Raw genomic sequence first — 17,586 nt, forward strand, 5'->3', positions numbered from 1 at the left:
GGATTAAATTCGACGGCGGGCGCGGTGAAGAACGTGGGAGTGAGGGGCATCAAGAATATAGCGGGCGGACTCGACCGGTTCCTCATCGGCCTCGCGATCGCCGTCATTCTCCTGGGCGCGGCGATGTTCGCGATGAATCACTCCGTCCGGGGAGGTCCTCAGGCAAAGCAGGGTACGCTCGATCTGTCCGCTTGGGACTTCCGATCCGACGGGACGGTCAGGTTGGACGGGGAGTGGGCGTTCTATCCGGATCAATTGCTGACGCCCGCCGACTTCGCGAACGGCAGGCAGCCTGCGGGCAAGCGCTATATCCGGGTCCCGGGCGTCTGGAACGGAGAGGACATGAAGGGGTACGGGTATGCGACCTATCGCCTGTCGATCCGCATTCGGCCGACCGATCAGACGCTGGCCATCCACAAGCAGGTCATCCGGTTCGCGGACAGGATGTACTTGGACGGCAAAGCGCTGGCGTCCTCCGGTTCGCCGGGCGTCTCCCGCGGGAGCTACGAGCCGGGCAACTTCCCTTACACCGTCTCGTTCGTCGAGCAGGGCAATACGATCGATCTGCTGATCCAGGTCGCGAACTACGACTATCCGACCGGCGGCATCGCGCTGCCCCTGCGGCTCGGACTGTCCGACGACGTTCAGATGTCCCGGGCGGCGCAGACGATGTTCGAGTGGGCGGGCGCGATCATTTTTCTCCTGTTCGGCATCTTTTCGCTCTTGCTGTATTTCTTTTTTCAACGGCGTCTGCCGTTCCTGTCGTTCGGCTTGTTCTTCCTGTGCTTCGCCGTGCTGATCGTCATGAACGGACAGCGCATGCTGTTCCAGCTGCTGTCCGGCATGCCCTTCGAGGTCATGTGGAAAATCAAGGACCTGTCCATCCTGCTCGCGATTCCGTTTCTTAACGTGTACACGGCGTATGCCTACGCGACGGGATTTGCCCGGCGTCTGCTGCTCTATCCCGCGGGCGCGATCGGGCTGCTCTGCCTCGCCATCGTATGGGTGCCGTACCGCATATACGCGCCTGCGCTGGATGGGATCATGCTGGCGTTCATGCTGCTGCTCATGGCGCTTGTGCTGTTCGTGCTCGGGCAGTACCGCAAGTCGGCGGCGAGCTCGAAGCGGGAGATCAAGATGTACCTGATGGCGCTGGTGTCTCTGCTGATGCTCCTGATCAGCGCCGCCTTCTTGAACCAGGGCGACGGCACGTTTCTGCCGTCCATTCTTTCCGACGTGCTGGGGCTCTCTTTCGTCATCTTTATCGTGGCGATGCTCGCGCAAAATTATTTCTCGACCTACCAGTCGATGGCCAAGCTCACGGCGGAGCTGCAGGCGGCCAACCAGCTGAAGGACGAATTCCTGCTGCGGACGTCCTATGAGCTGAACACGCCGCTGCAAGGGATCATGAACCTGTCCCAGTCGCTCCTCGACAGCTCCGCGCAGCTGCCGAAGGACAGGCGCGTCGGCAGCCGGGACAAGCTCCAGATCATCCGCAATACCGCCTACCGGATGTCCAACCTGGTCAACGACATCATCGATCTCACCCGGATTAAGGACGGCCATCTTGAAGTCGCGCTTAAGCCGGTGGATCTGGTCGCCTGCGTGGCGATCGCCTTCGAGGTGAACGGGTTCCTGGCGCGCGAGAAGTCCGTGCGGCTCGAGCATCGCCTGGATCCGGAGAGCCGCTACGCGACGGCGGACGAGAACCGGCTCATGCAAGTGCTGTCCAATCTGCTCGACTACAGCATGAAGTTCGACGACCTGACGGCGATCCTGGTGAGCGGCCACAGGCGGGACGATATGTCCGTGCTTCAGATCGAAGCGATCGTCTGGGGCGCCGGAATCACGGCGGATTCGAAGTCCCGTCAGCCGGGCTTCTACGGCGCCAACCTGGCCGCGGCGATCGAGCTCACGCGGCTGATGGGCGGCGAGATGCGCCTGCTGCCGGGCGAACAACAGCGCGGCAGCGTCATCTTCGAGCTCGTCCTGCCGATGGCCAAGCCGCCGAACCCCGACCGGGACGGCGTCATCTTGCGGGAGATCGGGGAGCGGACGCAGTCCGGACCGACCTCGCAAGGGCCGGCCGGCGGCGTCTATACGGTGCTCGTCGTCGAGGAGGAGCCGCTTCACCTGGAGCTGATGGTGAATCTGCTCATCAGCGAGGGCTACCGGGTACTGACCGCCCGGTCGGGCGAAGAGGCCATGGAGCGGCTCGAAGGCAGCGCCCGGCCAGACATCGTGCTGCTTGACGTGCTGCTGCACGGGGGCGGCAGCTACGAGATCAGCCGCAAGATCCGCCGGCAGTACACGCCGATCGAGCTCCCGCTGCTGTTCGTCGCGGCGCGGACGACGCCGGCGGACGTCGAGGCCGGGCTGGCTGCCGGCGGCAACGACTTCATAGCCAAGCCGCTCGACGCTTCGGAGGTTCGGGTGCGCATCCGCACCCAGCTGGCCATGAAGCGGCTCGCGAAGGAAGCGACCGCGAGCGAGATGGCGTTTCTCCAATCGCAGATCAAGCCGCACTTCCTTTACAACGCGCTCGGCACGATCATGTCGCTCTGTTATACGGACGGCCCGCGCGCGGGCGAGCTGCTGGCGGTGCTCAGCAAGTATTTGCGGATTATTTTCCACGAGGACCATAAGGAAGAAAGCGTCCTGCTATATAAGGAAATCGAGCTGGTTCGCGCCTACGTGGACATCGAGAAGGAACGATTCGGCAATCGCCTCGAGGTCGAGATGGACGTGGACGAGCGTCTCATGTCCTTCAAGGTCATGCCGCTGACGATCCAGCCCCTCGTCGAGAATGCGATCCGTCACGGCGTCGCCAAAAAGCTGAACGGCGGACGGGTGCTGCTGTCGGTGCAGCGGCGCGGCGCGGAGGTGGAGATCGTCGTCGAAGACAACGGCGTCGGCATGGCCGAGCGCCAGGTGCGCGACCTGATGGATACCGCAGGGAGCGCTTCGGACGGCGTCGGCTTCGCCAACATCGCCAAGCGCCTCGCCCATCTCAACGGCAGCCGGCCGCTCATCGAGAGCGCGCCGGACGTCGGGACGCGAATAACCATCAGACTGCCGATCAAGGACGACTAGCGAGAGGAGGTATCATCTATGATCACCGCATTGTTGGCTGACGACGAAGAGCATGCGCTCAGCCTGCTGGAGCTGCTGCTTCACCAGACGGGCGAAGTGAAGGTCATCGGACGCTGCGGCAACGGCATCGACGCGATCGCGCAGATCGCGCGCCTCAAACCCGACGTCGCGTTCCTGGATATCGAGATGCCCGGCATGAACGGGTTGGAGGTGGCGGAGCGGCTCGGCTCGACGCCTTCCGATACCCAGGTCGTATTCGTGACCGCCTACGACAGGTATGCCGTGTCCGCATTCGAGAACGACGCGCTCGATTATCTGTTGAAGCCGCTCGAGGTGGACCGATTGAACCGGACCGTCGGCCGCGTGAAGCGGGCGGTCGCCCGTAGGAAGTCCGAAGCGCTCGATCCGGCGGATGCGGGGAAGGCAGCGGCGGAAAAGCCGCCCGCAGAGCTGCAGGTGCAGCTGCTCGGCGAGATTCAAGTGTCCGTAGAGGGCCGGGGACGGCTTAAGTGGCGGACCTCCAAGGAAAAAGAATTGTTCGCCTACCTCGCCGTCCACTACGGCAGCCGGATCCATCGCGACGTGCTGCTCGACGAGCTGTGGCCCGACGAGCATTACCAGAAGGCCAAAGTCTATTTGCATACGTGCGTGAGCTACCTGCGCCGAGACTTCCGCCAACTGGGCATGGAGGACGCTGTCATCTACGAGGACGAGAAGTACTCGCTGGCCCCCCGGCTCGAGCGCTCGGACTACCGGGAATTCGTCGACGCGGCGGCCGGTCTCCTGCAGCCGGGCGGCAGCAACGCGGAGCAGCTCGAGCGCACGGTAAACTTGTACAGCGGACGGTTGTTCCGCAGCGAGGATTACCAATGGGCGGACGACGAGATCCGGCATACCGAGGCGGCCATCGAAGCGCAGCTGCTGAGGCTGACCCAGCTCTACGAAGAGCAGCGGGATTACGGACGGATGATCGCCGCCGGGCGCAGGCTGCTGCAGCATTCGCCCTACAACGAGGAAGCCTACCGCATCTTGATGAAAGCCTACGCGGGCAGCGGCAAGCACGACGAGGTGTACCGGGTGTACGAGGAGATGGAGCGCAGGCTCGACGAGCTGCAGATCCAGGCTTCGGACATGACGTTGAGCCTGTACGAGGGCTTGAGGGTGCGGAAACGAGGTTGAGGGAAGCGGCAGCGGGCACAGCGTCTCCATGCGCCGAATTTTAATCGGAGCTTCAGGTTGCGCTCATGAACGCTTAAGCAGGGGAGGATAAGATGATCTCAACCCCCCCTTTGATATAGCAAGAACCCTTGGACCCGCGGCGACGCGGGTCGTTTTTTTTGTCACGTGTTTTCTCGCTTGGCGCCGGTTGCTGGCTGGTGGCTGTAGAAGCAAATTTTGCGGTTAGAGGTGCGCGGGAAGGCAGGCTGGTGGCTGTAAAAGCAAATTCTGCGGTTAGAGGGACGCGGGAAGGCAGGTTGGTGGCTGTAAGAGCAAAATTCTGGTGTTAGAGAGCATCGTGAAGGCAGGCTGGTGGCTGTAGGACCAAATTTGCGGTTACAGAGCCGCGAGAAGGCAGTCTGGGCGGCTGTAGGACCAAATTTTGCCGATGCAGGGGCAGACCGAGAAACGGAACTGCGGACGGCGCAGCGCCGCTTCGGTCGGCGAGAAGGGCTAATTCTGGCTTCTGATTCTTCGCTCGTACAGACTCGCGCTCCAGCTCGGGCCGTCGAATCGGCCGCAGTATTGCAGCCCTTGACGCGCGTAGTACGCGTTCAGCGACGGATTGTCGGCCATGCAGTCGAGACGCAGCCAGGATCTGCCCTTCTGCGAGATGATGCTCTCCGCGTGCAGCAACAGGAGACGGCCGATCCCGAGCCCCTTGCAGTCTCGCGCCACGGCCAGGCGGTGGACGTAACCCGCGTCCGTATGGAACAGCGTTCCCCAGATCCCCTCTTCATTGTCCCAGTTGATCGAAAAAGCGCCGGCGAGTCTCCCGTGCAGATAGGCAGCGTAGACATCCTGCTCGCGGAACAACTTTTCCATGTTTGCGGGCGAGAACATATCCGCGTGCCACTGCCGGATCCCTTTGGCGTCCTGAATCCATTCGACGGCTCCGAGATACAGTGTCCGCAGCGCTTCGGCGTCGTCCGTCGTCGCAGGTCTGATGTCAAGTCCGGTCAAGGCGGCAGATTCGAAACTCAATCCGGATTCCGCCCCGCTAAGCGATTCAGACGACTGCCGCTGCCACGCATACTCCAGCATTGACGCCGAAGCGAGCGCCCGTTCGATCCCGAATAGCCGCGAAACGACGTGCAGCGCCGCGTCCATTCCCGTCGTGACGCCGCCGGACATGACGAGCTTGCCGTTGTCGACGTAACGGACGTCCCGCACGATCGTCGCGCTCGCCGGCGCGGCCGCCTCCAGCAGGTCGAATGCCCTTCGGTTCGTGGTGACCTGCATGCCCTCAAGCAGGCCGGCCTTCGCGAGCAGCAGCGCGCCGGTGCAGACCGACAGGACGATCTCGGCGGACCGCGCGGACGCCCCGATCCAGTTCACGAGCTGCTCGTTGTGCATCTCTATTCACGAGCCCAGGCCGCCGGGAACGACGAGAATGTCCGGCGCAGGGCAATCGGCCAAGCGATACCGGGGTTCGACGACCACGCCGCTCACGGTCGTTACGGATGCGCCGCTTTCTCCGACCGTATAGACATTCAGGTCCTTCCCCCAATCGCTGGAAACCGCGAACACATCGAGCGGACCCGCCACATCCAGCGTATCGACGCCCTCGTAGATCAATACCGCCACGTTCCTCGCACGCTTCATCCTCCGCCAGCTCCCTTTTTCTCACAATCAAGCTATTCTTCGTGAATGATCTCGCCCGTGCGCGACAGATCGTAGCCGGGAATCGCGGCCAGCTCCCGCTTGAACAAGTCGGAGCGCAGACCGGCGAGCAGCCCTTCGATCCAGGGCAGGTTGGCCGGCGTCTTCAGCGCGACCAGATCGTAGCTCTCCTGAATGAGGGGGACAAAGTCGATGCGTCCGACGATCGCCGCCGCCTTCTCGATGCCGACGCCGAAGTCGGCTTCCCCGGACGCGACCTTCGCGGCTACGGCCATGTGGCTCGTCAGCTCGTCCGTATATCCCGCCAGGGCGCTCGCCCGGATGCCGCGCACCCGAAGCTGCTCCTCGAGCAGAACTCGCGCGCCTGCGCCTCGCTCGCGGTTAGCCAGCCGGAGGCCGGGCCGCGCCAGGTCCGCCCAGCCCGCGAGCCCGAGGGGATTGCCCTGTTGGACGTACAAGCCGGCTGTCCGGCTGAGCAGGCGCACGACCATATAAGGCGCGCCAATCAGGATGCGCCGTATGTACGGCAGGTTGTACTCGCCGGTGTCTCCGTCGTACAAATGGGTGCTGACGATGTCCGCTTCGCCGCGGTACATCGCGATCAGGCTGTCGAGGCTGCCCGCGTAGGCGCGCAGCGGCCGCACGCCGCCGGCGTTCGGATTGCGCTCGAGATGCTTGGCGAGCAGGTCGAGGCTCATGTCCTGGCCCGTGATGACCAGCGGCCGCGTCGCCGAAGCGAAGGGCTGCGTAGGCGTCGCGCCGCGCGTCTCCGCTTCCGCGGATCCGGCTGCGGTCGGACGGTGCGGGTACTGTCCCTGCGAAGCCGGAGAGCGCATGCGCTGCTTGTAGGCTTCCAAGTCGGAGGCGTCTACGCGCATCTGCTTGCCTACCCGGTAGGAGGGCAATTCGCCCTTCTTGATCAGATCGTAGACGGTCAGCTTCGAGATTTTGAGCATTTGAGCGATCTCTTCGGTCGTATACGAGATACTGGCGGTCATATCGGGCAAGCTCCTTATGTGCGAGGATCTTAGATTTTTTTATTGTAACATAGCGTTCGAACAAACCGCCGCATCAGGCGTTTACAGTTAATGTTCTGTTATATATAATGATTTTTAATTATAAATAGATATAAATAATAGAAGGGTTTGGAACTGCTGTGAACAATATAATGAGATTAAGTGCGATTTGGATCGTTTGTCTTGCCATCGTGTTCGGGTTGTCCGCTTGCGGAGGGACGAACAATTCCAAGGGCTCTCCGTCGGCGTCGGCATCGTCTTCGTCTTCGGCATCCGCTTCCGAATCGGCTTTGCCTTCGGCATTGCCATCTGCCTCTGGACAGGCATCGCCGACCGCGGAGGAGACCGAGCTCACCGTATCCGCGGCGGCCAGCCTGACGGACGCGCTAGGCGAGCTCAAGGCGCTCTACGAAAACGCGCATCCGAACGTGACGCTGAGCTTCAACTTCGGCGCTTCCGGCGCCCTGCAGCAGCAGATCGAGCAAGGCGCGCCCGCCGATCTCTTCCTCTCCGCCGCGACCAAAAACATGCAGGCGCTCGTAGATAAAGGATTGATGCAGGAACAGCGCGATCTGTTGAAAAACGAGCTCGTCGTTGTCGTGCCTTCGGATGCGCAATCCGCCGTCGCCAAGCTGGAGGACCTGTCGTCCGACGCGGTCAAGAAGATCGCCGTCGGCATTCCCGAGAGCGTGCCCGCGGGCGGCTACGCCAAGGATGCATTGACGGCCGCCGGGCTGTGGGACAGCCTGCGAGCCAAGCTGGTGCAGGGCAAGGACGTGCGCCAGGTGCTGCAGTACGTGGAGACGGCCAACGCCGATGCGGGCTTCGTCTACAAGACGGACGCGCTGTCGTCCGACAAGGTCAAGGTCGCCTTCGCGGTCGATCCGTCGCAATACAAACCGATCGTCTACCCGGTCGGCGTCGTCAAGGCGACGAAGCATGCGGCGGCCGCCGAGAGCTTCTACGCTTATCTGCAAACGCCCGAAGCGATCGCCGTCTTCGTTAAGTACGGATTCTCGGCAGCGGTTGCCGAGTAGGCGCGGTACCGGATGGATTGGCAAGCGTTCTGGCCGCCGATTAGACTCTCGCTCCAAGTCGCGCTGATCTCGAGCGTCGTAGCGCTGGCGCTTGGCACCTTCGCGGCGCATCGCTTGTCCCGCCGGGCGTTCAGAGGCCGATCCCTGGCCGAGACGGCCTTCATGCTTCCGCTCGTGCTGCCGCCGACGGTCGTCGGATTCGTCCTCCTCGTTCTGCTGGGGAGGCGCAGTGGAGCGGGCCGATTCATCGAATGGCTGACGGGCGCGCCGATCGTCTTCTCCTGGTGGGCGGCCGTGATCGCGTCCGTCGTCGTCGCTTTTCCGCTCGTCTATCAGACGATGAAAAACGGGTTTGCCTCCGTCGACCGCGAAGCGGAGGAGGCGGCGAGGGTCGCGGGTGCCGGCGAGCTTCAAGTTTTTAGGTATATCACGCTGCCGCTTGCGGGGCATGCGTTTCTGACGGCGTTCGTGCTGGCGTTCGCGCGCGGACTCGGCGAATTCGGGGCGACGCTCATGATCGCGGGCAACATCCCCGGACGGACGCAGACCGTGCCGACCGCGATCTACGTGGCCGTGGACGCCGGTCATACGGGGATGGCATGGGCTTGGACGGCGGCGATCGTCGGCATATCGTTCCTGCTGCTGCTGTTCACGGGACGCGCGAAGAAGTAAGGCGCGACGCAGGATGGGCTGCGCGGATGCAACAAAAAAAGAACCTGGAGTCAATCGCCAGGTTCTTTTGTATTGCGGAAAGGCAGATTCGATGATAGAATCAATCTGCTTCGCTTTAATATAGATTAGGACAAAGATAACGCATCTTACATCTTAAATTTATCATGTCGGCTAGCTCTTGTCAAACGTTTTTTATTTCAAGGGTAGAGGAGAGATGCAGCATGGAAGCTTTCGTACTCGACTTTCAGGAGATGAATCCCTCGCAGCTTGCGCTTGTAGGGGGAAAAGGTTTGAATCTGGGGAAACTATCGAAAATCGAAGGCGTAATGGTGCCCGAAGGATTTAGCGTGACCACGTTAGGTTTCCGAAAAGCAGTCGCAAGCCATGAAGCGTACCAAGCGCAGCTGGATCGGTTGAAGCAGCTAAAGGCAGAAGATCGGGAGCAAATCGGCAAAGTCAGCCAAGAGATCAGGCAAATCCTGACGGGAATATCGCTTCCCGACGAAGTATCGGAGGGAGTGAAACGCCAGCTCGCCCGGCTCGGTGAAGCGCATGCTTACGCCGTACGGTCGAGCGCGACAGCCGAAGATTTGCCGTATGCCTCGTTTGCCGGACAACAAGACACCTACTTGAATATGATCGGACCGGATGCTATCCTTCGGCATATCGGCCTTTGCTGGGCGTCCCTGTTTACGGATCGCGCGGTCATATACCGGATGCAAAACGGATATGATCACAGCCGCGTTTATTTATCGGTCATCGTTCAGCGCATGGTTCACCCGCAAGCCTCGGGAATTTTGTTTACCGCGGATCCGATCTCGTCCAATCGTAAGCTACTGTCCATCGATGCCGGCTTCGGGCTTGGAGAGGCGCTGGTGTCCGGCCTTGTTTCGCCCGACCATTATCAAGTCCGGGAAGAGAAAATCGTCCTTAAACGCATCGCGGCCAAGAAGCTGGAGATCCGCGAACGGGAAGAAGGAGGAACGGAGACCAGGCCGATCGATCCCGAACGGCAGAATGCGCAAGTGCTGACCGAAAGGCAAATATTGAAGCTTGCGGACATCGGGCGACGGATCGAGGCTCATTTCGGAAGTCCCCAGGACATCGAATGGTGTTTGGCGGGCGATGCCTTTTATATCGTGCAGAGCCGTCCGATCACGACCTTATATCCGATCCCCGATTCGCCCGACCGGGAAAATCGCGTCTATCTGTCCGTCGGCCATCAACAGATGATGACCGATCCGATCAAGCCTCTCGGGCTGTCCTTCTATTTGTTAACGACGCGTGCGCCGATGCTTACGGCCGGGGGGCGGTTGTTTGTCGACGCGACGCCGCGCCTGATTACGCCGGCCGGCAGAGCGATGATGATCGACACCTTGGGGAAATCCGATCCGATCATCAAGGACGCGCTCACGACAGTCGTCGAGCGGGAAGGCTTCTTGAAGCTGGCGCCGGCGGACGAACAGGATGGGCCTCGGAGCGCTGCCGTCGGGATACCGGCTCCGGTGCAGTCGCCGCCCGAGCTCGATCCTGCGATCGTATCCGACCTGATCGCGGAGAGGCAAGTCTCGCTCGAAGCGCTTAAGGAAGCGATCCAATCCAAGTCCGGACCGGCGCTATTCGATTTTATTTCGGAAGACCTCGAGGAATTGAAGAGGCTGCTGTTCGATCCGCGCAGCACGAAAACGTTTATGACTGCCATGGATGCGTCCGCTTGGATCAACGAGCATATGGAGCTGTGGCTAGGCGAGCGCAATGTGGCGGACGTCCTGTCGCAATCCGTTCCGCACAACATTACCTCGGAGATGGGGCTAGCGCTGCTGGACGTCGCGGACGCGATCCGTCCTTATCCGCAGGTCATCGAATATTTACGGCTTGCCACCGACGATCGTTTTTTGGAGGGGCTTGCTCCGCTCGCGGGCGGACAAGAAGCGCGGGATGCGATCGAAGCTTATTTGGCCAAATACGGGATGCGGTGCGCCGGCGAGATCGATATCACAAGAACGCGCTGGAGCGAACGGCCGATCGAACTGGTTCCGATTATTTTGGGCCATATTAAAAATTTAGCGCCGAATGCAGGCAGACGAAAATTCGAGCAGGGGCTGCTGGAAGCGCAGGAAAAAGAACGAGAGCTCTTGGAGCGGTTGCGCGCATTGCCGGATGGCGACCGAAAGGCGGAGGAGACCAAGCGATGGATCGACCTGCTCCGCCACTACATCGGCTATCGCGAATATCCTAAATACGGCATGATCAACCGTTACTTTATTTACAAGCAGGCGCTGCTCAAAGAAGCCGAACGGCTGTCGCTGGCCGGCATTATAAGTGAAAAGGAAGATATATTTTATCTGACCTTCGAAGAACTGCGCGACGTCGTGCGCATCGGTCTCCTGGACCATGAGATGGTCCGCGATCGGAAGGAAGCATACAAGTGGTACGAAAAGCTGACGCCGCCGCGCGTCATGACTTCTGACGGCGAGATCGTTACGGGCGGATACAAACGCGATCGGCTCCCAGCTGGCGCCATCGCAGGTCTGCCCGTATCCGCCGGCGTGATCGAAGGACGGGCGAGAGTCATTTTGAATATGGCGGATGCCGCGCTGGAGGAAGGGGATATCCTGGTCACTGCCTTCACCGATCCCGGCTGGACGCCTTTGTTCGTATCCGTCAAAGGACTCGTCACCGAAGTGGGCGGATTGATGACGCACGGAGCGGTCATCGCGCGCGAATACGGGCTGCCGGCGGTGGTTGGGGTAGAAGGCGCTACCAGGCTGATTCAAGACGGGCAGCGAATCCGCGTGAACGGAACCGAAGGCTATATCGAAATTTTGGAGGCTTGATCCGGCGCTTCAGTGAAGCAGCCGGCTCTCCTTCGCCTTGCGCGTCGAACCGGCCAGGAGGCGGTTGATCGGGCGCTTGAGCGCGAGCCCGAGCACGAGCGCGGCGGCGGCGTATGCGACCATAAACGCCAAACATCGACGCACGATGTCCCAGAGAATGCCGCCGACCGCTTCCCGCATCATGGAGATCGCGTAGGTGAACGGCAGGTACGGATGGATTTTCTGAAAAAACGGCGGCGCCATCTGTATAGGAAACGTCCCGCCGGCCCCGCCGAGCTGCAGCACGAGCATGACGATCGCGAGCGCTTTGCCGACGTTGCCGAACACCGAGACGAGCGTGTAGACAATCAGCATGAACACCGCCGACAGCAGCATCCCGAACAGCACGAACCACCCCGGACGCGCGACATAGGTGCCGAGTATATAGATGTCCCCCAAGGTGACGCAGAGCGACTGAAGCACGGCAAGCGTGCCCAGCGTCAGGTATCTGCCGAAGTAGACGTGCCGGCTCCGGTAGGAGAGCCCGGGCTCGTCGACGTCGACCGTCATGACCGATACGAGCAGTACGGCGCCGACCCAAAGGGACAGCGTGGTGAAAAAAGGAGACATCGCGGATCCGTAGTTGGGGATCGGGTACAGCTTGTTTTCCTTCAGCTCGACCGGTGCCGCGAAAAACGCGCTTTCCTTTTGCGCGTCGTGGCGCAGCAGCTTGATGATGTCCGCGAGGTTGTTTTCCTTCTCGAACGCACGGATCTTGTCCGCGATCTCGACGATTTTGCGCTGCGCCGCCGGCAGCTCCGCCTTCGCCTTGGCGAGCTCGGCTCCGCCGACGGCCAGCGCCGACGCCGCGTCAGTCAGCACGCGCTTCGCGTCCGGCAGCGCGTCCGACGCGTCCTTGAGCACGGCCTGCGCGGTGCTTGCCGCCTCGGCGGCCTTGCCGAGCGCCGCATCGATGCGCGGCGCGATCTCTCCGTCATAGGCGCCGAGCATCTCGCCCAGCCGCGTCTCTCCTTCGCCCGCCAGCGCATTCAGCCGGTCGACGAGCGCCTCCGCCGGTCGTTCGCCGCGTCCGGCCGCGTCGGCGATGTCCTCCAGCAGCTTCGCCTGCTCCAGCATGCCGGCTTGCGCCTGCTTCAGCTTCGCCGCTTGCGCGGACAGCGCAGACGCGCGCGACATGGCGTCCAGCTGCGACAGCAGGTCGGCGATGCGTCCGGCGACGTCCGCGCCGGTCCGCAGGCGCTTCGCCGCGGCGGTCGCTGCCGTCGCGGCCGCGTCCAGGTCCGGATCCGCGGCTTGAAGCAGCGCGGAGACCGAGCGGGCGGCGCCTGCGAGCTGCTGCAGGTTCAGCAGATCCTGCTTGATCTGCGGCCCCATTTGCGTTAGCGCCTTGCGGCTTTGTTCGAGGAGAGCGCCGGTTTTCACCGTCAACGCCTGGCCCTCCTTCGCCAGCGCGGCCACGTCGGGCAGGCGTTTTCGCGCATTGGCCACGACGCCGCTCGCGAGTCCGACGTCCCGCTGCGCCGTATCCGCGGCGGCATTGATCTCGGGAAAGGCCGCTTCGAGCTTGAACAGCAGCGTCTTCACCTTCTCGATCGACGGCAAACTGGCTTCAAGCTCGTTGCCGGCTTCATTGAACAGGCCGAACAGGATGCCGCTCGCCGTTTCGACGAAGCTCTGGCTTACCTCCTGCACGATGCCGCTCGCACCCTTGGAAGTGATTTTCGGCGCGATCGCGTTGATTTTCTCGTTGACGTAATAGTCCAGCGTCGCAGGTGAAGGCTCCGCGGCCAAGATGGTGGCGAGGCTCGCGGAAAAGTTGTCCGGAATGACGATGGCGGCGTAGTAGTCGCCGTGCTTCACGCCCCGCATCGCCTCGGTTCGGTCGACGAACGTCCACCCGACGCTAGGGTTGCCGGCCAGCTTGGTTGTCAGCTCTTTGCCGACATTGACGGGCTGTCCGCGGATCGTCGTGCCCTTGTCCTCGTTCGCGACCGCGATGGCGATGCCGGCGGTCTGCGCGTAAGGATCCCAGGACGCTTCGATGTTGAACCAAGCGTAGAGGGAGGGCAGGCAGACGAGTCCGAGAATAATGACGGCGGCCGCCGGATTCGTGAACGCGCGGCGGAGATCGCGCAAATAAATGGCGAGGACGGGCTTCATGCGCGCAGGCTCCTTCGCGAGGAAATGTGTACTCATATTGCCCGCGGGCGGCTCATTCCATGCCAGCGCGCGGCTGCGCGCGTCGTCTGCTGCGTATGGCGGTTTGCATGAGGGGCTGCCGGTCCGAGGCGGGCAGAGCTGCGGAGCATGCGGTACAATGGTGAAAGGAATTTTTGGCGCTAAAGCATCGCATCTAGGCGCAAGGAGACGATCTCACGATGAAGGCATCGGTAAATACGCCGGCTGGGCGACGCAATATCGGCATCTTCGCGCATGTCGACGCAGGCAAGACCACGACGACCGAGCAGATGCTGTTCGCGAGCGGGCGCATCCGAACGGCGGGCAGCGTCGACGACGGAACCGCGCAGACGGATTCGCTGGAAGTCGAGCGGGCGCGGGGCATCTCGGTGCGCGCGGCGGTTACGCGCTTCGCGTGGCAGGGCATCGACGTGAATCTGGTGGACACGCCGGGGCACGTCGATTTTCTGGCGGAGGTCGAGCGTTCGCTCCGGGTGATGGACGGCGCGATCTTGATCGTGTCGGCCGCCGAAGGCGTCCAGGCGCAGACCGAGGTCGTCTGGCAAGCGCTGCGGGAACTGAATCTGCCGACGATCCTGTACGTCAACAAGATGGATCGCATAGGCGCGGATCCTGACGGCGTCCTCCGGCAGATACGCCGGTTGCTCTCTCCTGCGGCCGTGCCGGTTCAAGCGCCGGTCGGGACCGAGGACGGCTTTAAGGGGACGGTCGGCCTCCCGGAGGCAGCGGACGGTCGCGGCGAGCGGTCCGAATGGGCCGATGCCTTCGGCCAGATGCTGGCCGAGGCGGCGGCGGAACGCGACGAGGCGCTGCTGACGCGTTACTTGGAGGAGGGGAGCTTGCCCGCTGCGGATACGAAGGCGTCGATATGCGAGGGCGCGCGACGAGGCGAGCTGTATCCGGTTCTGTTCGGGGCGTCGGCACGGGGCATCGGCGTGCGGGAGCTGATGGACGCGATGGTCGAGCTGCTGCCGCCGCCTGCGGGCGATCCTGCGGGCGACGTGTCCGGCGTCGTATTCAAGCTCGAGCGCGATCCGGCCATGGGGCGGATCGCTTATGTGCGGCTCTACGGCGGGACGATCGCGAACCGCGACGTCATACCGGGTGGCGCGGAGGGGACGGGGGACAAGATCACGCAAATCCGCAAAGCGGACGGGAATCGGTGGGAGGACGTCGGCGTGCTGGAGGCGGGGGACATCGCGGCCGTATGCGGCTGGAGCCGGGCGAGGATCGGAGACATCGTCGGCTCGCCCGACGGCGTGCCCGGCGCGCGGCAGCTGGCGGTGCCGCTGCTGACGGTGCAGGCGTTCTGGCGATCCGAAGCGGAGTATCCCGCCGTGGTCGCGGCCTGCCGGGAGCTGGCGGACGAGGATCCGGCGCTCGCGCTCCAGTGGATGCAGGACGAGCGCGAGCTGCATCTGAAGGTGATGGGGCCGATCCAGACGGAGGTGCTGGCCAGCGTGCTGCAGAGCCGGTTCGGTCTGGCGGTGACGTTCGGTCCTCCGTCCGTTATCTATAAGGAGACGCCCGCCAGCGCAGGCGAGGGATTCGTAGCGTACTTGGCGCCGAAGCCGTGCTGGGCGATCCTCCGCTTTCTCATCGAGCCGCTTCCTCGCGGCAGCGGGCTCGTCTATGAATCGAAGGAGCGCGGCGAGCGTCTGCTTGACAGCTATCAGAACGAAGTGGCCCGACGCGTGCCGGAAGCGCTGCGGCAAGGCCTCTTGGGATGGGAGGTCACGGATCTTAAGGTGACGTTAGTCGAAGGAGAGCACCATGTGTGGCACACGCACCCGCTGGACTTCGTCATCGCGACGCCGATGGGCATCATGGACGGCCTGGCGCGTACGGGCACGCGGCTGCTCGAGCCCGTGCTCAAGTTCAAGCTGTCGGTCCCGGCGGAATTCGCGGGCAAGCTGATGAACGAGCTTCTGCTGATGCGGGCGGTCATCGGCGCGCCCGAGCCTGCTGGGGAGCGGCTGGAGATCGAGGGCCGCTTGCCCGTGGCCGACTCGCTGGATTTCCCGGCGCGGCTGGGGTCGATGACCAAAGGACGAGGCGTCTTGTCCGCTTCGTTCGCGGGGTATCAGGAAGCGCCGGAGGACGTGGCGGTTCAGCGCAAGCGCTCGGGCGTGAATCCGCTGGATCAGGCCAAGTTTATCCTGGCTGCGCGCAGCGCGCTTACCGCGACGTAGGCGCGTTGTGCGTGCGCTACGTCGCGGTAGGTTGAGGCGTGAGGGCGTGCTGAACGCTGCGGCGGGATCGCGCGGTTGCTGCGCTTGTTAGAACCAGCCGCGTTTCGAGCGGTACGTGCGCACGCGGGATAGCGTGGAGGGCTCGTCCTCCGCGTGTGCGTCGCTGGTCGCGGGCGTCTTGCTCGCGGCGATGCGTCCTGCATGGCCGGCTGAGCCGGCGGCGGGAGGGGACGCCGGCCGGGCCGGCGCTTCGCCAAGCTGCTGTTCCAAGCGGGCCACGCGGCTTCGCAGCTCGATCAGCTCTTGCTGCAGGCCTGCGACCGTGCGCTCCCAGTGGCCGAGCACCATCTGCAGATCGTCGGCCCGGGTTTCGGGCTCGGCGTCCTCTGCCGCCGCGGCGGCAGCCTCCGTCGATGAAGTCTTTGGCGCATTCGGCGTAGTCGCCATCGCGCTGCCTTGGCTATCTTGAGCGTCCTTCGCATGCCTGCGGTCTGCGCCGAGCAGGCCGTCCAGCTCCTCCTTGGACAGCGCGGACGGTTGATCCGGTATGGTCATCGATCTCCATCCTCCCGACTCCGCTCCGGTCGTTTCGATTCTACGGGTCTTTTCCCATTTTACAATAAAAGGGCTGACGCTGCTCGGTACTCTTATAGATTACGCGGGGGCGGACGGCTAAGGGGCGAATTGCGTGCGGCTTTGGGGCATGGGCAGTCATGACGGGGGGCGATTTGAAGCGAAGGCGCGCAACAGGTTATGATCAAAGTGGCATAAATAACATGGATTCCATCGTATGGAACGCAAAGGAGCATATCGGACACATGGAACTTTTTGAAGCGATTAAAGGGCGCCGCAGCATCGGCAAAGTAAAGGACGAGCCCGTAGCTCGCGAATTGATCGAGCAAGTGATCGAGGCGGCGACGTGGGCGCCTAGCCATCATAAGACCGAACCATGGCGGTTCGTCGTGTTGAGCGGCGAAGGCAGGCGCGTGCTTGGCCGCGCCTATGCGGCGATGGCCGAGTCCGCGGTCGCCGGCATGAGCGAGCAGGACCGCGCGGATCGGCTCTCGCGCGAAGAAGCCAAGGCGATGCGCTCGCCCGTCGTCATCGTCGCCGTGAGCTCGCCGGCAACCGATCATCCGCGCGCGGTGCTGTGGGAAGAGCGTGCGGCCGCGCACGCCGCCGTGCAAAACCTTCTGCTGGCCGCGCATGGCGCCGGCCTGGGCGCGGTCTGGCGCACCGGGGACGGCCTCGGGCACCCGGAGATGGTGAAGGCGTTCGAGCTGACGGGGAGCGAAGAGATCGTGGGCTTCGTTTATGTCGGCTATCCGGACATGACGGCGCCTGCAGCATCCCGCATTCCGGTTTCCGACAAGACGCGCTGGATCGAGGGGTAAATCGACGGTTGTTGTTGCTTGTTGCTGACTGAAAACTGGCGAGAAGTGGCCGTTGAAGCAGCAGGCGTGGCCGTTTGGGACGGGTATCTATCCGCGAAGGCGGATGTATGTTTATTAGGGCGCACGCGCACCTTAAAACGGTAAGTTATATTTGTGGAAGTGCGGAGGCTTGGCCGGCAATAGCGGTCAAAAAGGCCGCTAAGGGCCTGGGTTCGGCGGTTTGGCGGCAAATAGCAGTCATTTTGACCGCTATCGGTCCATGGCCGGGCTGTCCGGCGGGCAATAGCGGTCAAAAAGACCGCTAT

At 62.6% G+C, this 17,586-nt stretch carries 11 protein-coding genes and 1 pseudogene; 7 read left to right on the forward strand and 5 right to left on the reverse strand.

All coding sequences use genetic code 11. The features are described from left to right. Positions 1–24 precede the first annotated feature (24 nt). Both BM235_RS20390 and BM235_RS20395 read left to right on the forward strand, forming a co-directional pair. Positions 25–3,093 carry a histidine kinase gene (locus tag BM235_RS20390; RefSeq protein WP_143106713.1) on the forward strand — a complete coding sequence of 1,023 codons (3,069 nt, stop codon included), beginning with the start codon at positions 25–27 and terminating at the stop codon, positions 3,091–3,093. Between the two features lie 18 nt (positions 3,094–3,111). After that, positions 3,112–4,272: a response regulator gene (locus BM235_RS20395; RefSeq protein WP_090116087.1), complete on the forward strand. Its 1,161-nt coding sequence runs from the start codon at positions 3,112–3,114 to the stop codon at positions 4,270–4,272. Between the two features lie 492 nt (positions 4,273–4,764). Here the strand turns inward: BM235_RS20395 and BM235_RS20400 are convergent, their stop codons facing one another. From BM235_RS20400 to BM235_RS20410, 3 genes and pseudogenes are all read right to left on the reverse strand, one after another. Beyond that, positions 4,765–5,421 carry a GNAT family N-acetyltransferase gene (locus BM235_RS20400; RefSeq protein WP_369803535.1) on the reverse strand — a complete coding sequence of 219 codons (657 nt, stop codon included), beginning with the start codon at positions 5,419–5,421 and terminating at the stop codon, positions 4,765–4,767. Beyond that, positions 5,410–5,916, reverse strand: a pseudogene (locus BM235_RS32665) (DJ-1/PfpI family protein); the annotation flags it as partial. The pseudogene BM235_RS32665 and the gene BM235_RS20400, both read right to left, overlap by 12 nt. Before the next feature lie 32 nt (positions 5,917–5,948). Then, on the reverse strand, positions 5,949–6,932 hold the full coding sequence (locus BM235_RS20410; protein WP_090116090.1) for a helix-turn-helix transcriptional regulator: 984 nt from the start codon (positions 6,930–6,932) through the stop codon (positions 5,949–5,951). 170 nt (positions 6,933–7,102) lie between these two features. Here BM235_RS20410 and modA point away from each other — a divergent pair, with 170 nt between their 5' ends. From modA to ppsA, 3 genes are all read left to right on the forward strand, one after another. Continuing rightward, positions 7,103–7,987, forward strand: a complete 885-nt coding sequence (gene modA, locus BM235_RS20415) for a molybdate ABC transporter substrate-binding protein (RefSeq protein WP_090116091.1) — start codon at positions 7,103–7,105, stop codon at positions 7,985–7,987. A gap of 12 nt (positions 7,988–7,999) precedes the next feature. Further along, a complete protein-coding gene (modB, locus tag BM235_RS20420) occupies positions 8,000–8,659 on the forward strand; it encodes a molybdate ABC transporter permease subunit (protein ID WP_090116092.1) in 660 nt (219 codons plus the stop codon). Between the two features lie 221 nt (positions 8,660–8,880). Further along, positions 8,881–11,496, forward strand: coding sequence for a phosphoenolpyruvate synthase (gene ppsA, locus BM235_RS20425; protein WP_090116093.1), 2,616 nt, complete (start codon positions 8,881–8,883; stop codon positions 11,494–11,496). A gap of 9 nt (positions 11,497–11,505) precedes the next feature. Here the strand turns inward: ppsA and BM235_RS20430 are convergent, their stop codons facing one another. Next, a complete protein-coding gene (locus BM235_RS20430) occupies positions 11,506–13,656 on the reverse strand; it encodes a YhgE/Pip domain-containing protein (protein WP_090116094.1) in 2,151 nt (716 codons plus the stop codon). Between the two features lie 218 nt (positions 13,657–13,874). On the opposite strand from BM235_RS20430, the gene BM235_RS20435 reads away from it, so the two are divergent. Continuing rightward, complete coding sequence (locus BM235_RS20435) at positions 13,875–15,887, forward strand: elongation factor G (RefSeq protein WP_090116095.1); 2,013 nt, start codon at positions 13,875–13,877, stop codon at positions 15,885–15,887. A gap of 87 nt (positions 15,888–15,974) precedes the next feature. On the opposite strand, the gene BM235_RS20440 is transcribed toward BM235_RS20435, so the two are convergent. Beyond that, complete coding sequence (locus BM235_RS20440) at positions 15,975–16,442, reverse strand: hypothetical protein (protein WP_090116096.1); 468 nt, start codon at positions 16,440–16,442, stop codon at positions 15,975–15,977. A 263-nt stretch (positions 16,443–16,705) separates the two neighbouring features. Here BM235_RS20440 and BM235_RS20445 point away from each other — a divergent pair, with 263 nt between their 5' ends. Further along, positions 16,706–17,281 (forward strand): nitroreductase family protein, encoded by a 576-nt coding sequence (locus BM235_RS20445; protein ID WP_090116334.1) that lies wholly within the window; start codon positions 16,706–16,708, stop codon positions 17,279–17,281. Positions 17,282–17,586 lie beyond the last annotated feature (305 nt).

It is taken from the genome of Cohnella sp. OV330 (genome assembly GCF_900112065.1).
Lineage (GTDB): Bacteria > Bacillota > Bacilli > Paenibacillales > Paenibacillaceae > Cohnella.

Bases quoted from the DNA above. Each gene is read 5' to 3' on its own strand.
- BM235_RS20445 (WP_090116334.1), top strand. From the start codon at position 16,706: ATGGAACTTTTTGAAGCGATTAAAGGGCGCCGCAGCATCGGCAAAGTA.
- BM235_RS20435 (WP_090116095.1), top strand. From the start codon at position 13,875: ATGAAGGCATCGGTAAATACGCCGGCTGGGCGACGCAATATCGGCATC.
- modA (WP_090116091.1), top strand. From the start codon at position 7,103: ATGAGATTAAGTGCGATTTGGATCGTTTGTCTTGCCATCGTGTTCGGG.
- BM235_RS20430 (WP_090116094.1), bottom strand. From the start codon at position 13,656: ATGAAGCCCGTCCTCGCCATTTATTTGCGCGATCTCCGCCGCGCGTTC.
- BM235_RS20440 (WP_090116096.1), bottom strand. From the start codon at position 16,442: ATGACCATACCGGATCAACCGTCCGCGCTGTCCAAGGAGGAGCTGGAC.
- ppsA (WP_090116093.1), top strand. From the start codon at position 8,881: ATGGAAGCTTTCGTACTCGACTTTCAGGAGATGAATCCCTCGCAGCTT.
- BM235_RS20400 (WP_369803535.1), bottom strand. From the start codon at position 5,421: ATGGACGCGGCGCTGCACGTCGTTTCGCGGCTATTCGGGATCGAACGG.
- modB (WP_090116092.1), top strand. From the start codon at position 8,000: ATGGATTGGCAAGCGTTCTGGCCGCCGATTAGACTCTCGCTCCAAGTC.
- BM235_RS20410 (WP_090116090.1), bottom strand. From the start codon at position 6,932: ATGACCGCCAGTATCTCGTATACGACCGAAGAGATCGCTCAAATGCTC.
- BM235_RS20395 (WP_090116087.1), top strand. From the start codon at position 3,112: ATGATCACCGCATTGTTGGCTGACGACGAAGAGCATGCGCTCAGCCTG.